This window comes from Campylobacter cuniculorum DSM 23162 = LMG 24588, assembly GCF_002104335.1.
Classification (GTDB): domain Bacteria; phylum Campylobacterota; class Campylobacteria; order Campylobacterales; family Campylobacteraceae; genus Campylobacter_D; species Campylobacter_D cuniculorum.
Genome location: NZ_CP020867.1, coordinates 281,687 through 298,675, shown reverse-complemented (window position 1 = coordinate 298,675; position 16,989 = coordinate 281,687). Strand labels below are relative to the sequence as shown.

17 protein-coding genes are annotated in these 16,989 nt (G+C 30.4%); 11 read left to right on the top strand and 6 right to left on the bottom strand.

What is annotated here, in order from left to right:
* The 5 genes from crcB (at position 1) to CCUN_RS01550 (ending at position 5,079) form a co-directional block, all read left to right on the top strand.
* On the top strand, positions 1 to 369 hold the full coding sequence (gene crcB, locus CCUN_RS01570) for a fluoride efflux transporter CrcB (protein WP_027305267.1): 369 nt from the start codon (positions 1 to 3) through the stop codon (positions 367 to 369).
* Positions 370 to 586: 217 nt separating this feature from the next.
* Positions 587 to 2,416 (top strand): molecular chaperone HtpG, encoded by a 1,830-nt coding sequence (gene htpG / locus CCUN_RS01565; protein WP_027305268.1) that lies wholly within the window; start codon positions 587 to 589, stop codon positions 2,414 to 2,416.
* On the top strand, positions 2,413 to 2,724 hold the full coding sequence (locus CCUN_RS01560) for a rhodanese-like domain-containing protein (protein WP_027305269.1): 312 nt from the start codon (positions 2,413 to 2,415) through the stop codon (positions 2,722 to 2,724). Before htpG ends, CCUN_RS01560 begins: the two co-directional genes overlap by 4 nt.
* The gene (locus CCUN_RS01555) at positions 2,721 to 3,158 is read left to right on the top strand and encodes a hypothetical protein (protein WP_027305270.1); all 438 of its coding nucleotides are present in this window, start codon (positions 2,721 to 2,723) and stop codon (positions 3,156 to 3,158) included. Before CCUN_RS01560 ends, CCUN_RS01555 begins: the two co-directional genes overlap by 4 nt.
* A gap of 19 nt (positions 3,159 to 3,177) precedes the next feature.
* Positions 3,178 to 5,079 carry a Na/Pi cotransporter family protein gene (locus tag CCUN_RS01550; RefSeq protein WP_084483657.1) on the top strand — a complete coding sequence of 634 codons (1,902 nt, stop codon included), beginning with the start codon at positions 3,178 to 3,180 and terminating at the stop codon, positions 5,077 to 5,079.
* On the opposite strand, the gene CCUN_RS01545 is transcribed toward CCUN_RS01550, so the two are convergent.
* The 3 genes from CCUN_RS01545 to gatB are packed head-to-tail and all read right to left on the bottom strand — an operon-like array spanning position 5,076 to position 8,568.
* Positions 5,076 to 6,245, bottom strand: coding sequence for an amidohydrolase family protein (locus CCUN_RS01545; protein ID WP_027305271.1), 1,170 nt, complete (start codon positions 6,243 to 6,245; stop codon positions 5,076 to 5,078). The two genes, CCUN_RS01550 and CCUN_RS01545, sit on opposite strands and share 4 nt — an antisense overlap.
* Positions 6,246 to 6,253: 8 nt before the next feature.
* Positions 6,254 to 7,150, bottom strand: coding sequence for an NAD(P)H-dependent glycerol-3-phosphate dehydrogenase (locus CCUN_RS01540; RefSeq protein WP_027305272.1), 897 nt, complete (start codon positions 7,148 to 7,150; stop codon positions 6,254 to 6,256).
* Positions 7,150 to 8,568 carry an Asp-tRNA(Asn)/Glu-tRNA(Gln) amidotransferase subunit GatB gene (gene gatB / locus CCUN_RS01535; RefSeq protein ID WP_027305273.1) on the bottom strand — a complete coding sequence of 473 codons (1,419 nt, stop codon included), beginning with the start codon at positions 8,566 to 8,568 and terminating at the stop codon, positions 7,150 to 7,152. Before gatB ends, CCUN_RS01540 begins: the two co-directional genes overlap by 1 nt.
* A gap of 133 nt (positions 8,569 to 8,701) precedes the next feature.
* On the opposite strand from gatB, the gene luxS reads away from it, so the two are divergent.
* The 3 genes from luxS (at position 8,702) to metF (ending at position 12,811) form a co-directional block, all read left to right on the top strand.
* Positions 8,702 to 9,199, top strand: a complete 498-nt coding sequence (luxS, locus tag CCUN_RS01530) for an S-ribosylhomocysteine lyase (protein WP_027305274.1) — start codon at positions 8,702 to 8,704, stop codon at positions 9,197 to 9,199.
* A 485-nt stretch (positions 9,200 to 9,684) separates the two neighbouring features.
* Entirely contained in the window at positions 9,685 to 11,961 is a 2,277-nt protein-coding gene (gene metE, locus CCUN_RS01520) for a 5-methyltetrahydropteroyltriglutamate--homocysteine S-methyltransferase (protein ID WP_027305275.1), read from the top strand.
* 1 nt (position 11,962) lies between these two features.
* Positions 11,963 to 12,811: a methylenetetrahydrofolate reductase [NAD(P)H] gene (gene metF, locus CCUN_RS01515; RefSeq protein WP_027305276.1), complete on the top strand. Its 849-nt coding sequence runs from the start codon at positions 11,963 to 11,965 to the stop codon at positions 12,809 to 12,811.
* Positions 12,812 to 13,285: 474 nt separating this feature from the next.
* Here metF and CCUN_RS01510 read toward each other — a convergent pair whose 3' ends face one another.
* A complete protein-coding gene (locus CCUN_RS01510; protein ID WP_027305277.1) occupies positions 13,286 to 13,705 on the bottom strand; it encodes a PepSY-like domain-containing protein in 420 nt (139 codons plus the stop codon).
* Between the two features lie 231 nt (positions 13,706 to 13,936).
* Between CCUN_RS01510 and exbB the strand changes: the two genes are divergently transcribed.
* From exbB to CCUN_RS01495, 3 genes are read left to right on the top strand one after another with little or no spacing between them, the layout of a single operon-like run.
* Complete coding sequence (exbB, locus tag CCUN_RS01505; RefSeq protein ID WP_027305278.1) at positions 13,937 to 14,368, top strand: TonB-system energizer ExbB; 432 nt, start codon at positions 13,937 to 13,939, stop codon at positions 14,366 to 14,368.
* The gene (gene exbD, locus CCUN_RS01500) at positions 14,361 to 14,750 is read left to right on the top strand and encodes a TonB system transport protein ExbD (RefSeq protein ID WP_027305279.1); all 390 of its coding nucleotides are present in this window, start codon (positions 14,361 to 14,363) and stop codon (positions 14,748 to 14,750) included. Before exbB ends, exbD begins: the two co-directional genes overlap by 8 nt.
* On the top strand, positions 14,747 to 15,424 hold the full coding sequence (locus CCUN_RS01495; protein ID WP_027305280.1) for an energy transducer TonB: 678 nt from the start codon (positions 14,747 to 14,749) through the stop codon (positions 15,422 to 15,424). Before exbD ends, CCUN_RS01495 begins: the two co-directional genes overlap by 4 nt.
* A 437-nt stretch (positions 15,425 to 15,861) precedes the next feature.
* On the opposite strand, the gene CCUN_RS01490 is transcribed toward CCUN_RS01495, so the two are convergent.
* A complete protein-coding gene (locus tag CCUN_RS01490; protein ID WP_027305281.1) occupies positions 15,862 to 16,095 on the bottom strand; it encodes a hypothetical protein in 234 nt (77 codons plus the stop codon).
* Entirely contained in the window at positions 16,092 to 16,985 is an 894-nt protein-coding gene (locus CCUN_RS01485; RefSeq protein WP_084483661.1) for a Fic family protein, read from the bottom strand. The genes CCUN_RS01490 and CCUN_RS01485 overlap by 4 nt, the downstream gene beginning before the upstream one ends.
* Between the last annotated feature and the right edge of the window lie 4 nt (positions 16,986 to 16,989).

Genomic DNA, 16,989 nt, shown 5'->3' with positions numbered 1-16,989 from the left:
ATGCTCACATGTTTAATGGTAGGCTTGGGCGGCTTTTTAGGGGCAATTTTAAGAATGTTAAGCTTTGAATTTATCCATAAAATTTTGCCCCCATCTTACTTCTTTCTCGCAACTCTTTTTGTGAATGTTTTAGGTTCATTTTTAATGGGGATATTATTTTTTTATGCCCAAAATAAGGGCATTTCTGCTTTGGTTAAAAATTTTATCGGTATAGGATTCTTAGGAGCTTTCACAACTTTTTCAGCTTTTTCTTATGAGAATTTACTCTTTTTGCAAAATCATTCTTATATTCATTTGATTTTTAATGTCTTCTTAAATGTAGGACTTTGCTTATTTGCGATATGGCTTGGTTCTTTAGTTTTTAAATGAATTTTCTAGCAAAATATTGCTTAAATTTTATCAATTATTTTCACTTAAGAAGCAAAAAGAATTTTCTTTATAGAAAAATCTATATTGTTTCATTAACACTTTCATTAAGGAATTTGCATTGTTTTTTAAGTTTGAATAAAATTTTAAATCCATTTTGTTATTCATAAATTTTAAATTTTTTGATAAAATACGCAAATTTTAATTTTAAAGGATAAAAATGCAATTTCAAACCGAAGTCAATCAACTCTTGCAACTTATGATACATTCTTTGTATTCAAATAAAGAAATTTTTTTAAGAGAACTCATTTCAAATGCAAGCGATGCTTTAGATAAGCTTAATTTTTTAAGTGTGAGTGATGATGCTTATAAAAATCTTAAATTCGAACCAAAAATTGAAATTAAACTCGATAAAGATGCAAAAACTTTAAGCATAAGCGATAATGGCATAGGAATGAATGAAAAAGATATGATAGAAAATTTAGGCACCATTGCAAAAAGCGGGACAAAAAGTTTTTTAGAAAATTTAAGCGGAGATATTAAAAAAGACTCACAACTCATAGGGCAATTTGGTGTGGGTTTTTATTCTGCTTTCATGGTTGCAGATAAAATAGAAGTTTTAAGCAAAAAAGCCTTGGATGAAAAGGCTTATCTTTGGAGTTCTGATGCAAGCGGTTATGAGATAAAAGAGGATAAAAAAGAAGAGCAAGGCACGGTGGTTATTTTACATTTAAAAGATGAAGAATTTTTAAATTCTTATAGGATTGAAAGCATAGTTGAAAAGTATTCTAACCACATACAATTTCCGATTTTTATGGAAAAAGAAGAATACATTGCACCAGAAGGAGATGAAAAAGAAGGCAAAAATGAGCTAAAAATTTCTCAAATCAATAAAGCTAATGCTCTTTGGAGAATGCAAAAATCAAGCTTAAAAGCGGAGGATTATGAAAGATTTTATGAGCAAAATTTCCATGATAGCAATAAACCTTTGCTTCACATTCACACAAAATCAGAAGGCAAACTTGAATACAATTCTTTATTTTTTATCCCTTCAAAGGCTCCATTTGACCTTTTTAGAGTGGATTATCAAAGCGGTTTAAAACTCTATGTTAAAAGGGTTTTTATTAGCGATGATGACAAAGAACTCTTACCGACTTATTTGAGATTTGTAAGGGGGATTATCGATGTGGAGGACTTACCTCTTAATGTAAGCCGTGAAATTTTGCAAGAAAATCAAATTCTAAAAGCCGTCAAAGAATCAAGTGTTAAAAAAATTTTAAGCGAACTTGAAAAATTAAAAGAAAAAGATAAAGATAAGTATTTGGAATTTTTTAAACTTTTTGGAAAAGTGCTTAAAGAGGGTCTTTATGGCTTTGGAGAAAATAAGGATAAACTCTTAAAATTAATGCTTTATAAAACCACAAAAGCAGAAAATTTACGCTCTTTAGAAGAATACAAAAATGATATACAAAAAGAACAAAAAGAGATTTTTTATATCACAGGAAACAATGAAAATTTACTCAAAACTTCACCTTTGCTCGAAGAATACAAACAAAAAGATGTAGAAGTTTTGCTTTTAGCTGATGAAATTGATTCTTTAATTATGCCTATGCTTAACGAATTTGAAGGTTTAAAATTCACAGCGATTAATCAAGTTGAGAATAAAAACGAGTTAAGCGATGAAGAAAAGCAAAATTTCGCTCCGCTCTTAGCTCAATTTAAAGAACTTTTAAAAGATGAAGTTGAAGATGTTCGCTTAACTTCACGATTGAGTGATAGTCCAAGCTGTATTGTTTATGATAAAAATAAGCCAGATTTTGCGATGCAACAGCTTCTTAAGCAAATGGGACAAGAGCAAGAAGTTAAACCAATTTTAGAGCTTAATCCAAAGCATAGCATTTTCACAAAACTCAAAGAAAATCAAAGCTTTACGCCCGATATAGCCACCTTAGTGCTTAATATGGCAAAACTTAGTGAAGGAATGGGTATAGACAATCCTGCACAATTTAATCAAATTCTTGGCAAAATTATCACAAAGGCTCTGGCTTGATACAAGATCTTTCTTTAGAGGATTTAAGTCTAAAAGATTATCAAATTTTTGATGTCCGCAGTCCATCAGAATGGGAAAATGGGATTTTAAAGGGGGTAGAATGCGTTGCTCTTTTAGATGATTTTGGTTCTTTTAATGAAAATTTCTTAAAAGAATTTCAAAAAAACTTTGATGCAAGTAAAAAACCCGCTTTCATTTGTCGTAGCGGACACAGAAGCAAGATAGCAGCACAAATAGTGGCTGAACATTTGGGCATTATTGGAGTGAATTTAGCCGGTGGAATGTTAGGCTTAGGGGCTGATTTATGATAGAAATTTATATTTTTATTTCAGCTCTTGCTTTTTTGTTGCTTTATTTTGCTGTGAAAAAACTCACTTTAAATGTTGATGAAAAAGCTTTGATAGAACCTATTAAAGCGGAGCTTTATCCTAAATTTTGCGATTATATTGACCAAAAAATTAAAGAGCTTAGAGAAGATTTAGAAAATGAGAATTTTAAACTCTTAGATGAGACAAAAAAAAGCGAATTTTTAGAAAAATTAGGAGATTTAAATAGGGAATTAGTTTTCATCCAAACAATGAATTTGAGTAAAAAAAATGACAGCATTTGGCAGAGTGAGCTTTTTGGCTTTTTAAAAGAATTAGAGAATTTAATTCTTAAATATCTGGAGGAAAGTGAAAAAATCAGTGAAGATTTAAGACAAGATTTAATGCAAGAATTTCAAAGACTCAAAAATTCTTAAAATCTAAAAAAGGAAAACAATGCAAAAAATCAAGACCATAGGCTTAGAATACTATAAACAATGGATTTTAGTTCTTCTTGTTGTGCTTTTAACTTATGTTTTACTCATTTATAAAGAGCTTGCAAGTATTTTAGCAGGTGTGGCAATTTTACTTGTTGGTATGATGAATTTAAGTGATGGTTTTAAAACCTTTAGCGGTGGTTTTTTAGAAAGGATTTTAGCACGATCGACAAATACAAAGCCAAAAAGCATTATTTTTGGTGTCATAAGCACTATAATTATGCAATCTTCAACACTCATTTCAGTTATTTCTATATCTTTTTTGTCAGCAGGATTAATCTCTTTAACTCAAGGCATTGGAATTTTATTTGGTGCAAATTTAGGCAATAGTGCGGGTTCTTGGCTCATTGTTGGACTTACAAGTATTAATATTTCGGTGCTTGCTACTCCTCTTATTGTGATTGGGGTTTTATTATTTTTCCAAAAAGATAAGCTCTTTAAAGGCATTGGAATGGTTTTTATGGGGATTGGTTTTTTCTTTTTAGGGGTTGATTATATTAAAAATGGTTTTGAAAGTGTAAAGCATATTTTAGACCTTTCTCGTTTTAATTTTGACGGCTTTAAAGGGATTTTAATCTTCGTAGGACTTGGAGCCTTATTAACCGGAGTCGTGCAATCAAGCCACGCAACCTTAGCCATAATCATCTCCGCTTTAATCTCTGGACAAATTCACTATGAAAATGCTTTAGCTGCAACCTTAGGAACAAGCGTGGGCGGAGTTGTTACAGCCTTACTCGCTTCATTGAGTGCTAATGTGGAAGGAAAAAAACTTGCCCTTGCAAATTGTATTTTTAATTTTGGTATTGCTGTTATTATCATCGCTTTTTTTCCTTATTTTGTGCATTTGGTGGATTTGAGTGCAAATATACTTAACATAAGTGCGGAAAATTTTGCTTTAAAAACTGCATTGTTTCATACTCTATTTAACCTTACAGCTATTTTACTTTTTAGTGCTTTTATTGATAAAATTGTGATTTTTTTGGATAAATTTATCAAAACTGCTAAAGATAAAGATATGGATGAGCCTTTATATTTAGAACCAAATCTCGTGCAATACACAGACACAGCCATTGAAGCCTTAAGAAAAGAAAGCGAACATTTATGCAATAATGCTTGTAGAATCATCGCTCATTCCATAGGTTTTAAACAAAGTGATATAAAAGGAGATAAAAGTTTTGATGAGCTGATTAGAACAGAAAAATGGATTTATAAAAAAGATGTAAATTTGGATTATTTGTATAAAATAAAAATTAAAGTACTCTTTGAAGCCATTTTAGATTTTTCTACAAAAATGCAATCTTACACTAACGATGAAGAAAAAAATCACGAAATTTTTGCTCTTAAAATGGCTTCAAAAAATTTAACTGAAACCAGTAAAGACCTTAAAATTATCCAAAATAATATAAAAAAATATTCAGCCTCATCCAATCACGAACTAGCCGAAGAATACAATATAATGAGAAAAAATTTAGGAGAGCTTTTAAGAAGTATAGAAGAGCTTAAAATAATGAAAAAAGAGAAAAGATATTTAATCATTAAGAATTTTACAAAGGCTAAGGAAATACTTAAAGAAAGCGACACTCGGGTCTTAAAAAAGATAGAAAATTTAATTGCAGATAAAAAAATTACTGCAGCAGAGGGAATTTCAATACTCAATGACAGCTCTTTCATAGAAAAAATTTCTATAGAAATTATAGAAGCTATTGAAATCATTTATACAAAAGACATAGAAGATATAGAAGAATTCATAGAAGAAAATGAAGAAATTGAGACAAAGAAAACTAAAAAGAAAAAGGCTGAAAAGAAGAAAAGTAAAAAGAAAAAGGCTGAAAAGAAGAAAAGTAAAAAAGAAGAAAACTAAAAAATTACCTCTCCTTGCAAGATATGATGTTTTGGCACACCAAAAAGTGTGTCTTTAGCATAAAGGGAGCTTGAATTGAGCTTAAAACTTTCATTTTCATCAAAAAGCACAAAATTAGCCTCTCTTCCGGGTTTAATCTCCCCGCTATTTAAGCCTAAAAACTCGGAAGGATTTAAACTCGTAACCTTACAAAGCTCCTCCCAGGATAAAAAATTTTCTTTCACTAAAAAAGTATAACAAAGACTAATGAATTCACAAATGCTATGAATTCCAAATGCAGCTTCATCGAAGGCTAAATCTTTTAAAGAGATGGATTTTGGGCTATGCATTGCACTTAAAAATTTGATTTTTCCTTGTTTGAGAGCTTTTTTTAAAAAAAGCACATCTTTAGAAGTCCTAAGTGGAGGCATAATCTTTGCTGCTGTGTTAAAACCCTCGCAATTTTTATCATCCTTGATTAAATGGTGCAAACCCACGAGAGCAAGTTCTTTTGAGGAGAGTAAATTCAAAGATTCTTTAAGACTTAAAAGGTCAAAGACTATCTTGCTTTTATAAAATTTTGCAATTTCTTTAATCTTTGCAACCTCACTCAATTCAGCCACCCTGCTCATTCCAGAAAGTCCTAGTTCAAAACTCATAGCAGAATCATTCATCACTCCATTGTCATCAAAATCCTCATCATAGCAACGAACGAAAATCGGCACATCTTTCATCAAAGCATATTGCATACTCAATCTTAAAAGATTAGCATTAAGCGAACTTTCAAGCTCTAAACAAAAAGCTCCCTTATTAATCAAAGTGGCTAAATTTTTATTTTCTTTGACCTTAATGCTTGTAAAAATTCTAAGTTTTTTTTGTTTTAAATTTTGCAAAAACAATTCAAAACTTTCCTCATCAAAATCCATAACATCGCGTAAAATAATGGCTACAATCCCGCCTTTTAAGCATTCTTTTTCTAAAAGTTCTAAATTTGCAAGAGAAAATTTATCATTTTTTAAATGAACATTTAAATCGACAAAAGAAGGTAAAAGAGTGAGATTTTTAGCATCTAAAACCTCTTTTTGGTCGTGTTTTAAGCCACATTCTTGAATACGAGTGATGATTTGATTTTCTATGATTATATCCTTTGGAGCCTTACCATAAATTTTTGCATTTTTAATAATCATTGTCTTTCCTAAAAAGTGTTTTGTTTGAGTAAATTTTGCGTTGATTCTTTAACATCTTTTCCATTTAAAATCTTTACAATTTCACTAACAATAGGGGTGTAAATATTTTTTTCTTTAGAAATTTTTTCTATCGCAAAAGCTGTTTTTACACCTTCTGCAACTTCATTTAATTCTTTTAAAATTTTATCAAGTTTTTGGTTTTGAGCGAGCATTAAACCCACGCGATAATTCCTAGAAAGCACACTAGAAGCAGTTAAAAACAAATCTCCAGCCCCACTAAGCCCTAAAAAAGTTTCTTCTTTTGCTCCAAAAAATTTTCCAAAACGATGCATTTCTATAAGCCCCCTTGCAATCAAGGCTGCACGAGCATTATTTCCAAGTTTTAACCCATCACAAATCCCACTTGCAATCGCTAGAACATTTTTATAGGCTCCGCAAATTTCAGCTCCTCGAACATCATTATCCACATAAGTTTTAATAAAATTTGGAAAAAACTTTGCAAATTCCTTGCAAAGTTTCAAATCAAAACCATTAATCATCAAAGCCGTAGGAAGTTTTTCCTTCACTTCACTTGCAAAAGAGGGTCCGCTTAAAACGCAAAATTGCTCTTTCTTAACAAAATTCAAAAAAATTTCATCTAAAAACTTGCAAGTTGAGCTTTCTATACCTTTTGAAGCAATCAAAATTTTTTGTCCTTGATTGACAAAATTTTGTTCAAGCCACAAAGAAGTTCCTTGAGTACTTAAAGCAAAGATTAAATATTCACATTCTAAAGCCCGAGAGATGCTGACAAAATTTTCACAATCTCTAGTTGTCCTTGAGCTTATCAAACAAGAATTTTTTATACTCAAAGCTTCAAATAAAGCTCTCCCCCATTTTCCAGCACCGATAACAGCTATACTCATTAAGCTAACTTTGCCTTTAAAATTTCATTGACTTTAGCAGGATTAAAAGCTCCTTTACCTTCTTTCATCACTTGCCCGACAAAAAAGCCAAAAAGTTTATCTTTTCCGTTTTTGTATTCTCTAACCTTGTCTTGATTTGCTTTTAAAATGTCTTCAATCACTGCTTCAATTGCTGTATCATCACTCACTTGTTTAAGCCCTAATTTTTCAATGGCTTCATCAATCCCAAAATCAACATTTTCAAACACAAAGGCTAAAACTTCTTTAGCTGCCTTAGCACTAATCACTCCTTGCTCGATGCAACGAATCAAAGAGCCAAGTTTTTCCGCATCAACAGGAGAATTCTCTATCGTTAATTCTGCTTTTAAAAGTCCCATGAGTTCGGTATTAAGCCAAGTAACGCAGAGTTTTGGATTTAATTTTTGTGCAATTAAATTTTCAAAAAAGCGACTCATTTCAAGTGAAGAAATTAAAATTTGTGCATCATTTTCTTTGATGCCAAAATCCTTAATGTATCTTAACTTTTTTTCATCGGGCAATTCAGGAATTTCACATTCTAAGAATTCATCTTTTAAACACACAGGCAATAAATCAGGGTCTGGAAAATAGCGATATTCTGCTGATTCTTCTTTATTTCTCATACTCCTTGTAATGAGTTTTGTTGTGTCAAAAAGTCTTGTTTCTTGCACGACTTCTTTGTCATAAATTCCATCCTCCCACGCATCAATTTGTCTTTTAACCTCATATTCAATTGCTTTTTGTATAAAACGAAAAGAATTAAGATTTTTAATTTCTACCCGTGTATAAAGCTTCTTTTCTCCCTTTGGTCTTATACTCACATTTGCATCACAACGAAAACTTCCCTCCTGCATATTTGCGTCTGAAATATCCAAAAATCTGATGATAGAATGAAGTTTTTTAAGATAAGCCACAGCTTCATCACTGCTTCTTAATTCCGGTTCACTAACAATTTCAAGCAATGGAGTTCCTGCACGATTTAAATCCACTTTAGAAAAATCACTTTCATGGATGTTTTTTCCCGCATCTTCTTCTAAATGCGCCCTTGTAATACCTATGCGTTTATTTTCTCCGTTAATATCAATAAAAAGTTCGCCTTTTTCAACAATAGGAATGTCAAATTGCGAAATTTGATAAGCCTTAGGTAGGTCTGGATAAAAATAATTTTTACGATTAAAGATGCTTTTTTTATTGATTGTAGCGTGGATGGCTTGACCAAAAGAAATGGCTTTTTTTACCGCCTCTTCATTCAAAACAGGCAATGCACCCGGCAAAGCAAGGCAAGTTGGGCAAACATTTGTATTTGGCATCTCTCCAAAAGAAGTTGCACAAGAACAAAAAATTTTAGTTTTGGTATTAAGCTGGGTATGAACCTCAAGTCCTATAACCACTTCAAACATTATATTTTCCTTAAAAATCATTTTTTAGTTTTTTATTTTATCTTTTTTAAATTTAGAAAAGGCTTTAAATTTTGAATTTAGCTTTTTTAATGTATAATTTTGGACTGATTATTTTTCTTAAGAAGGAGACAAAATGCCTTTACTCGATAGTTTTAAAGTTGATCATACTAAAATGCCAGCTCCAGCGGTTAGACTCGCTAAAACGATGAAGACTCCAAAGGGCGATGATATTAGCGTGTTTGATTTGAGATTTTGCTTACCAAATAAAGATATTATGAGTGAAAAAGGAACGCATACTTTAGAGCATTTGTTTGCGGGTTTTATGAGAGAACATTTAAACTCAAACGCAGTTGAAATTATCGATATTTCACCTATGGGTTGTCGCACAGGCTTTTACATGAGTTTGATTGGCACTCCTAATGAAAAAGAAGTTTGCAAAGCTTGGGAAGAATCAATGAAAGATGTTTTAAATGTGAGCAATCAAAATCAAATTCCGGAGTTAAATATTTATCAATGCGGTACTTGTGCAATGCATTCTCTTGATGAGGCTAAAGAAATTGCTCAAAAAGTCTTAAATTCAGGAATTGCTGTCATGGATAATGAAATTTTAAAGCTTAAAAATATAAGTTAATGAAAAATTCAAGGATTTTCAGCTTGTTTTAATAAAAATTAATTTAGAATTCTTAGCTGATTTTAAAAATTTAAAGGAGAAAATGAATGAAACTGATGTGCCAGATGACTATCTAGTGCGTCCTTTGGATAAATATTGTGCTTCCAAAGGTCTAAATTTTGGATTGAGGGAAGTATAAGAAAGCCAAATTCATTTGATTTTTGAAATTTAAATCTTTCTTAATAAACAAAGTTTTTCTTAATCCTTGAAAATTAATATTTAAGGAAAATGATGAATTTCGGTATAAAAAAGATTTGCGATTTAAGATTTTATTTAAATTATAAATTGAGCCTGTGTAAAAATTTAAAGCGAATTTTATTTCAAAATTTAAATTTTTTTATCAACTGCAAAAACTTCACTCGAACTTCACTCAAAAATCTAAAGTCGGTAAAAGAATTTACCTTAAAAAATTCCATAAATTCACAAAGCAATAAGGAGTATTAATTATGAAAAATTCAATCATCTCTTACCCAAGAATCGGTGCTTTAAGAGAACTTAAATTTGGTATTGAAAAATATTTTAAAAAAGAAAGCTCAAAAAAAGAACTTTTAGATTTGGCAAAAAATTTAAGAAAAACACATTGGCAGAGCATACAAAAAGCAGAAATTGATTTTGTGCCTTGCAATGATTTTTCCCTTTACGATAATGTTTTGGATACAGCCGTGCTTTTTAATATCGTGGCAAAGCGATACAAAGCTTTAAATTTGGAGCCTCTTGATGAGTATTTTGCACAAAGTAGAGGCTATCAAGGACAAAATGGGGATGTGGTTGCACTTGCGATGAAAAAATGGTTTAATACAAATTATCACTATCTTGTGCCAGAATGCGACGATGCGGAGGCTATTTCTCTTGTTGGAGATAAAATTTTTAGTGAATTTCAAGAAGCAAAAGAGCAAGGCATTAACGCAAAACCTGTTTTGGTAGGAATTTTCACCCTGTTTAAACTCATCAATTTTATAGATGAGAGTGCAAAAGAAAAAGCAAAAGAAAAGCTTGTAAAGGCTTATATTGCTTTGTTTGAAAAGCTTAATTTGCTTGGAGCAGAATGGGTGCAACTTGATGAGCCCTATTTGGTTTATGATTTGGATGAAAAAGAAATTGCTTTGTTTGAAGAATTTTATAAAGAGCTTCTTCAAAATAAAAAAGGTTTAAAAATCCTTCTTCAAAGCTATTTTGGAGATTTAAGAGATATTTATAGCAAACTTTTAGAAAATGATTTTGATGGTTTGGGACTTGATTTTATCGAAGGAAAAGAGAGTTTAACTCTGCTTGAAAAATATGGCTTTAGTGAAAATAAAATTCTTTTTGCAGGTGTAGTGAATGGAAAAAATATCTACAAAAACGACTATGCTAAAACCCTTAATCTCATACAAAAAATTCAAAAATACACTCAAAATATAGTTTTAAATACCTCATGCTCTCTTTTGCATGTGCCTTATACGACAAAATTTGAAACCAAACTTGACAAGGCTTATTTAGAACATTTTGCTTATGCAGAAGAAAAACTCAACGAGCTTAAAGAGCTTAAAGAAATTTTACAAAGCTCTCATCCAAATTCGCATAAATTCTTTATCCAAAATCAAGAGCTTTTCAAAAATGCTCCAAATAAAATCGACGCAAAAGTGCGTCAAAGGGTTGCAAATTTGCAAAATTCAGATTTTATAAGAAAGCCTGAATTTAAGACTCGTGCAAAGACTCAACAAGAGCTTTTAAAACTTCCTTTATTGCCGACTACAACCATAGGTTCATTTCCTCAAAGTCCGGATGTGCGTTCAAATCGTCTTGCTTTTAAACAACAAAAAATTTCAGCTTCGAGCTATACAGAATTCAATCAAAATAAAATCAAAGAATGTATAAAAATTCAAGAAGAAATTGGGCTTGATGTGCTTGTACATGGAGAATTTGAAAGAAATGATATGGTGGAGTATTTTGGAGAGAATTTGCAAGGATTTTTATTCACTCAAAATGGCTGGGTGCAAAGCTATGGCACAAGATGCGTCAAGCCTCCTATCATTTGGGGCGATGTTTCAAGACTTAAAGCCATCACCGTTTCATGGGCAAAATTTGCTCAAAATCAAAGCTCAAAAATCGTTAAAGGAATGCTCACAGGTCCTGTTACCATACTCAATTGGTCTTTTCCTAGAGAAGATATTACCCTTAAAGAAAGCACACAACAAATTGCTTTAGCGATAAGAGATGAGGTTTTAGATCTTGAAAATGCTGGGATTAAAATCATACAAATTGACGAGGCGGCATTAAGAGAAAAGCTTCCTCTTAGAAAAAGTGATTGGCATAAAGAATACTTAGACTGGGCTATCCCTGCTTTCAATCTTGTGCATAGCGGGGTTAAAGAAGAAACTCAAATTCACACTCATATGTGCTATAGTGAATTTAGCGATATACTCAAAGAAATTGACGCAATGGATGCTGATGTCATTTCTTTTGAAGCTTCAAGATCAAATCTAAATCTTTTAGACACTCTTAAAGCCGTTAATTTCCAAACCGCAGTGGGTCCGGGTGTTTATGATATACACAGTCCAAGAGTACCAAGCGTTGAAGAGATAAAAGAAACCATTAGAAAAATTCTTGCCAAACTTCCTAAAGAGCAAATTTGGATCAATCCTGATTGTGGATTGAAGACAAGGGGTTATGAGGAAGTTCTTGCAAGCCTTAAAAATATGACTCAAGCGACAAAAGAAATTCGAGAAGAATTGAAAGGCTAAAATGAATTCTCAAACGACTTTTTCTTTTGAAATTTTCCCTCCTAGGAGGGATGAAAATATCAGCAATCTTTCTCAAATTTTAGAAGATTTAAAAGCTTTGAAACCTAATTTTATTAGCGTAACTTTTGGTGCTGGTGGTTCTGTTAATTCTAAACACACACTTGAAATTGCTAATTTAGTTCAAAATACGCATAAAATTCCTAGTATAGTGCATTTACCTTGCATACATTTAAGTCGAGAAAGAGCTTTAGAAATTTTAAAAGAATGCAAAGAAAAAGGACTTTATAGCATTCTTGCTTTAAGAGGAGATGTGTGTGAGGGTGCACAAAAGAGTAGAGATTTTTCTTATGCAAGTGATTTGGTCACCCTTATAAAAAAACAAGGAGAATTTGAAATTTATGCCGCTTGTTATCCTGAAAAACATAATGAGTCTAAAAATTTCGTTGAAGATATTGAGAATTTAAAAATCAAGGTTGATTGCGGAGTTGATAAACTCATCACTCAAATGTTTTTTAACAATGAAGATTTTTATAAATTTAAAGAATATTGTGCCTTAAAAGGAATCAGTGTGCCGATTTTAGCGGGAATTATGCCCATTATTAATAAAAAGCAAATTCTTAAAATCAGCTCTTTATGTGGAGCAAAAATTCCGCCTAAATTTATGAAAATTTTAGAAAAATACGAGGATAATCCTAGAGCCTTAGAGGATGCCGGAATTGCTTATGCTATTGATCAAATTGTTGATTTGATTGCAAGTGGAGTGAGTGGAATTCATCTTTATACAATGAATAAAAGCCGAGCTGCAAAGAAAATCTATGAAGCAACATCTTATCTGCTTAAAGAAACTTAAAAATTTTTAAGTTTCTTTGTTAAAAATAAAATTGCAAATAATAAAACCATACAAATTTAGACCAAAATTCTATTTTAATTTAAATCTATATGGTGCAATTAAACAATCAAAACGATTAAAGATAAAAATATCAAGTTTTTATAATTTTTAAGACAATACCGAAAGATTTAAATTCTAAAAAACTAAGAATTTAAATTATAAAAAATGACAATTTAAAATTCTTAAAAGACATAAAAATAACTTTTTAATTTAAGTTTGATTTAAAAATGAGATTAAAAACAAAAGATTAACCGATTTTAATTTTTATTTCTCGTATAGCAAAACCTTTAAAATGATAATTTATATTATTTTTTAAGATTTTAGCCATAAATTATAAAACTCTTAAAGATTTAAAATCTTAAAAGCAGTCAATCTAACACCAAAAAAGCAAACTTTTAAATCATAAATGCTAGTTGAACTAGCATTTATTTTAAATCAATCATCAAATTTTTGTCCCATAATATTCCCATTCATATCTGTATAGACCTCCATTTGGTTGTTAAATTTAAATTTAAAACCATAAGGTTCTCTATCGACTTGGAAAATTTGAGCATTAGGTTGAGTGGCTCTGGCATTTGCAACCGCTGCAGGAGGCAAGAATCCAGTCGGTATGGCTTTGTATTTACCATCAACATCTTTCCATTCTCCGTTGATAAAAAAATCAATTTCCGTGCCGTCATTTAAAACCACATCAAAAGAATCCATATCTTGCTTGACAAGACCGATTTGAACGCCTTTAAAATAAGTTTGAATAAAATTTTGAGCATTCTGTGGTAAAGCATTAGGACCTACAACCATATCCGCATAAGCAAATCCTGCAAAAATCAAAGCACAAAGAGCTGATTTGAGTTTCATTTTATCTCCTTTATTTTTAAGATAGCAAATTGTAGTATTTTTTTGTGAAGTCAATGTGAATGAAAAAATATTTTATGACAGCACTTATTGAAATATTTTTAAGTCGCATTTTAAAATATTTTTTAAATAACTTTATCTTTACTTTATAATTGATAATTAATATTAATTTAAATTAATTTTATTTATAATGGTATTTCTAAAATAAAAATTCATTTTAAAGAGGATTTTAATATGGAATTTTTGAAAAATTATAGCGATTCAATCATTTTTATCATTCTTGCAATGATGGCTTTTGTAGCTCTTTGGTGTGTTATTGAAAGGATATTGTTTTTTAGGAAATTAGAATTTAAGGATTATGCCTCTCAAGAAAATTTCGATAATGCTGTAAGCGAAAACCTAACCACGCTCTATGTGATTTATTCTAATGCTCCTTATGTTGGGCTTTTGGGGACGGTCATTGGGATAATGATTACTTTTTATGATATGTCTCTTGCCGGAAATATTGATGTAAAATCCATAGTTTTAGGGCTTTCTTTAGCCTTAAAAGCCACAGCTTTAGGACTTGTTGTCGCTATACCTACTTTAATGGCTTATAATGCTTTATTTCGTAAAAGCTCTTTGTTGAGCAATATTTATAAAATAAAAAAGGAAGAAAATGCTTAAACTCCCTAAAAATGAAGGTTTAAATATAGTCCCCTTTATAGATATAATGCTTGTTTTACTTGCTATCGTTCTTAGCATTTCAACTTTCATTGCACACGGACAAATCAAAATTAATCTTCCCATAAGTGAAAACAGCCTTAGTGTCGATGAAAACAAAGAAAAGCTTTCAATTCTTATTGATGAGCAAAATGCTTTTTATATCAACGATAAAATAAGCGATATTGAACAACTAAAACAAGCCATAAATGCCCTAAATTCTAAAACTCTTGTAGAGCTTTCAAGTGATAAAAATGCCAAATTTGAAAGTTTTGTGCAAGTGATTGATTTGCTTAAGGCTAAAAAACACGAAAATTTCCAAATTATAACAAAGAAAAATCCATGAAAACCCTTTTATTCAATCACAAATATCAAGCTTTTTATATCACTTCTTTGGTATTTTTACCCTTGATATTTTTTAGTTTTTACAGCCTAGAAATTTTAAAAATACAGCCTCAAAGTGAGGATACTTTTACTCTTACAATGAAGCAATTTGTCCTTTCTCAAAGTCTTACAACCCAAACTCCTCCTCAAACCTTTGAAGAAGTAACTCAAGCAACTTTGCCCGAAGAAATTGTGTCTAAAAATGATTTAAAAGCTCCTGCAAAAACCAAAAAACGCAGAATTAAAAAAACCAAAGAAACGTTTCCTAAACCCTTAACAACTCAAAATATACAAACTCAAAACGAGCAAGTTCAAAATCCCATTCAAGAAAACATTGAAAATTTAAACTTCAGCAAAGACAAAAATCCTTTTTTAGAAGAACTAAAAAGAATCATTCAAAACATGCAAGATTATCCAACATTTGCTCGAAAGATGCGTTTGCAAGGTGTTGTAATGGTGCAATTTTTATGGCTCGAAAATAAAAAATTAAGCGAACTTAAAATTTTACAAAGCTCAGGACATAAAATTTTAGATGAAAGTGCTTTAAATACCATACAAAAGGCTTCTATGTATTTTCCAAGCTATCATAAAAATGTAAGAATCATTGTCCCTATAAGTTATATTTTAAAAAGATGATTGATTCAAATAAGGGCTCAAAACAAATTGTTGAGATTATGGATTTATCGTTGATTTAATACAAATTATCAATATAATTTAATTTGTGAAAAAGTCTTATTTATGCTAAAACTACAACAAACTTAAAAAATGAAAAAATATTATATAAAATTAAAAAATAAATTTGATTTGGTAACCTTATCTTTTTTAAATTTTTATAATATAACATAAATTTGTGAAATTGTATTTTAACTATATAGCTTAATTTAAATATATAAATTAAAAATATTTTAAATTTTATATTAAAAAGTTTTAAACTACTATATAGTGAATTTAATTAATTTTTATACCCTTATTAATTGATAATATATTAAACCAAATTTAATCATAACACTTTTTTTGTTTGAGTTTTTCTCTATTTTTTTATATTGTTTTTTGTTTATAAGCAATAGCCTCTTTTAAGAGTGTGCGTGAATCACCCAAGTGTCTTTAGCACTTGGGTGATTCACGAGTTCATTAAGTTCTTCTATGCTTTGAAAGATAGCATCTTCACCTTGATGATAAAAATTCTTAGCTTCATTTGAAAGCTCATTGCCTAAATAAGAATCCCTACAGCCTCCACAAGCATAACTTTGTTGTGCTATACCTAAGAGTAAAAAAATAAACAGAGAATATCTGTATATTTTATTCATTTATGTTTCCTTTTTATTGTTTTTGTGGTTTGTTGGGTTGAAGTTTGCTTTTGTTTATGATGTGAATTCTCTTCATTGATTTTGTTGTGATGATTTTCTAAATTCTCATTAATTTCTTGGAATTTTTGTTTGAATTTGGAAAAGATGTTTTGTTGAGATTGTGATTTATTTTGCTTTTTTGTAGTTTCTTTAAGAAGTGGTTTTTTAAAATCTTTATTGATTTGTATTCTCTCTTCTGTTGATTGAATTTCTTCTGGAAAATTTATAGTTTCAATGCATTCTTTTTCGCAAAATAATTTTATTTCCCTAGAATCATTAGTTCCATAAAAGTCAATAAGTTTGGTAAAAAATTCATTCATATCTTTTTGGGCGACAGCTAAAATTCCAAGTCCATTTTCAATGAGAATCTTATTTGCAATGAGCATTGCCGTTCTTTTGTTTCCATCAAAGAAAAGCTGACTTCGCATTAAAAATAACATCAAATCAAGTGCCATATCTTTTTTATTTTCATTTTGTAAAATCATTTCTATATGCTCTACAACTTCGTATTCAATGGGCAATTTGGGCTTATAATCTGTTCCGCCTATTTTGACATCAGCATTTCTTAAAAAACCAGATTTATAGACCAAATCCCTGCCTATGAGTCTGTTAAAATCTTGTATAAGGTTTAAACTCACTCTTTCATTAATGCTATCAAACAAAAACTGCCAAGCTCTTTTGAGATTTAAAATTATCGTTAAATCTTCAATGCTTTTATTTGCTACACTAAAACCATCGATTATCATTTGAGTTTCAGGGAAAGTTACGCTCACTCCCTCCAAATTAGCTTGTTTCCATATAGTATCTACGAGATTACGTTTTGCTAGAAAAATATTTTCTTCTAATGTCATTGAT

Bases quoted from the DNA above. Each gene is read 5' to 3' on its own strand.
- crcB (WP_027305267.1), top strand. From the start codon at position 1: ATGCTCACATGTTTAATGGTAGGCTTGGGCGGCTTTTTAGGGGCAATT.
- metF (WP_027305276.1), top strand. From the start codon at position 11,963: ATGAATTCTCAAACGACTTTTTCTTTTGAAATTTTCCCTCCTAGGAGG.
- CCUN_RS01490 (WP_027305281.1), bottom strand. From the start codon at position 16,095: ATGAATAAAATATACAGATATTCTCTGTTTATTTTTTTACTCTTAGGT.
- exbB (WP_027305278.1), top strand. From the start codon at position 13,937: ATGGAATTTTTGAAAAATTATAGCGATTCAATCATTTTTATCATTCTT.
- CCUN_RS01540 (WP_027305272.1), bottom strand. From the start codon at position 7,150: ATGAGTATAGCTGTTATCGGTGCTGGAAAATGGGGGAGAGCTTTATTT.
- CCUN_RS01495 (WP_027305280.1), top strand. From the start codon at position 14,747: ATGAAAACCCTTTTATTCAATCACAAATATCAAGCTTTTTATATCACT.
- metE (WP_027305275.1), top strand. From the start codon at position 9,685: ATGAAAAATTCAATCATCTCTTACCCAAGAATCGGTGCTTTAAGAGAA.
- exbD (WP_027305279.1), top strand. From the start codon at position 14,361: ATGCTTAAACTCCCTAAAAATGAAGGTTTAAATATAGTCCCCTTTATA.
- CCUN_RS01510 (WP_027305277.1), bottom strand. From the start codon at position 13,705: ATGAAACTCAAATCAGCTCTTTGTGCTTTGATTTTTGCAGGATTTGCT.
- htpG (WP_027305268.1), top strand. From the start codon at position 587: ATGCAATTTCAAACCGAAGTCAATCAACTCTTGCAACTTATGATACAT.
- luxS (WP_027305274.1), top strand. From the start codon at position 8,702: ATGCCTTTACTCGATAGTTTTAAAGTTGATCATACTAAAATGCCAGCT.
- CCUN_RS01545 (WP_027305271.1), bottom strand. From the start codon at position 6,245: ATGATTATTAAAAATGCAAAAATTTATGGTAAGGCTCCAAAGGATATA.
- CCUN_RS01550 (WP_084483657.1), top strand. From the start codon at position 3,178: ATGCAAAAAATCAAGACCATAGGCTTAGAATACTATAAACAATGGATT.
- CCUN_RS01555 (WP_027305270.1), top strand. From the start codon at position 2,721: ATGATAGAAATTTATATTTTTATTTCAGCTCTTGCTTTTTTGTTGCTT.
- gatB (WP_027305273.1), bottom strand. From the start codon at position 8,568: ATGTTTGAAGTGGTTATAGGACTTGAGGTTCATACCCAGCTTAATACC.
- CCUN_RS01485 (WP_084483661.1), bottom strand. From the start codon at position 16,985: ATGACATTAGAAGAAAATATTTTTCTAGCAAAACGTAATCTCGTAGAT.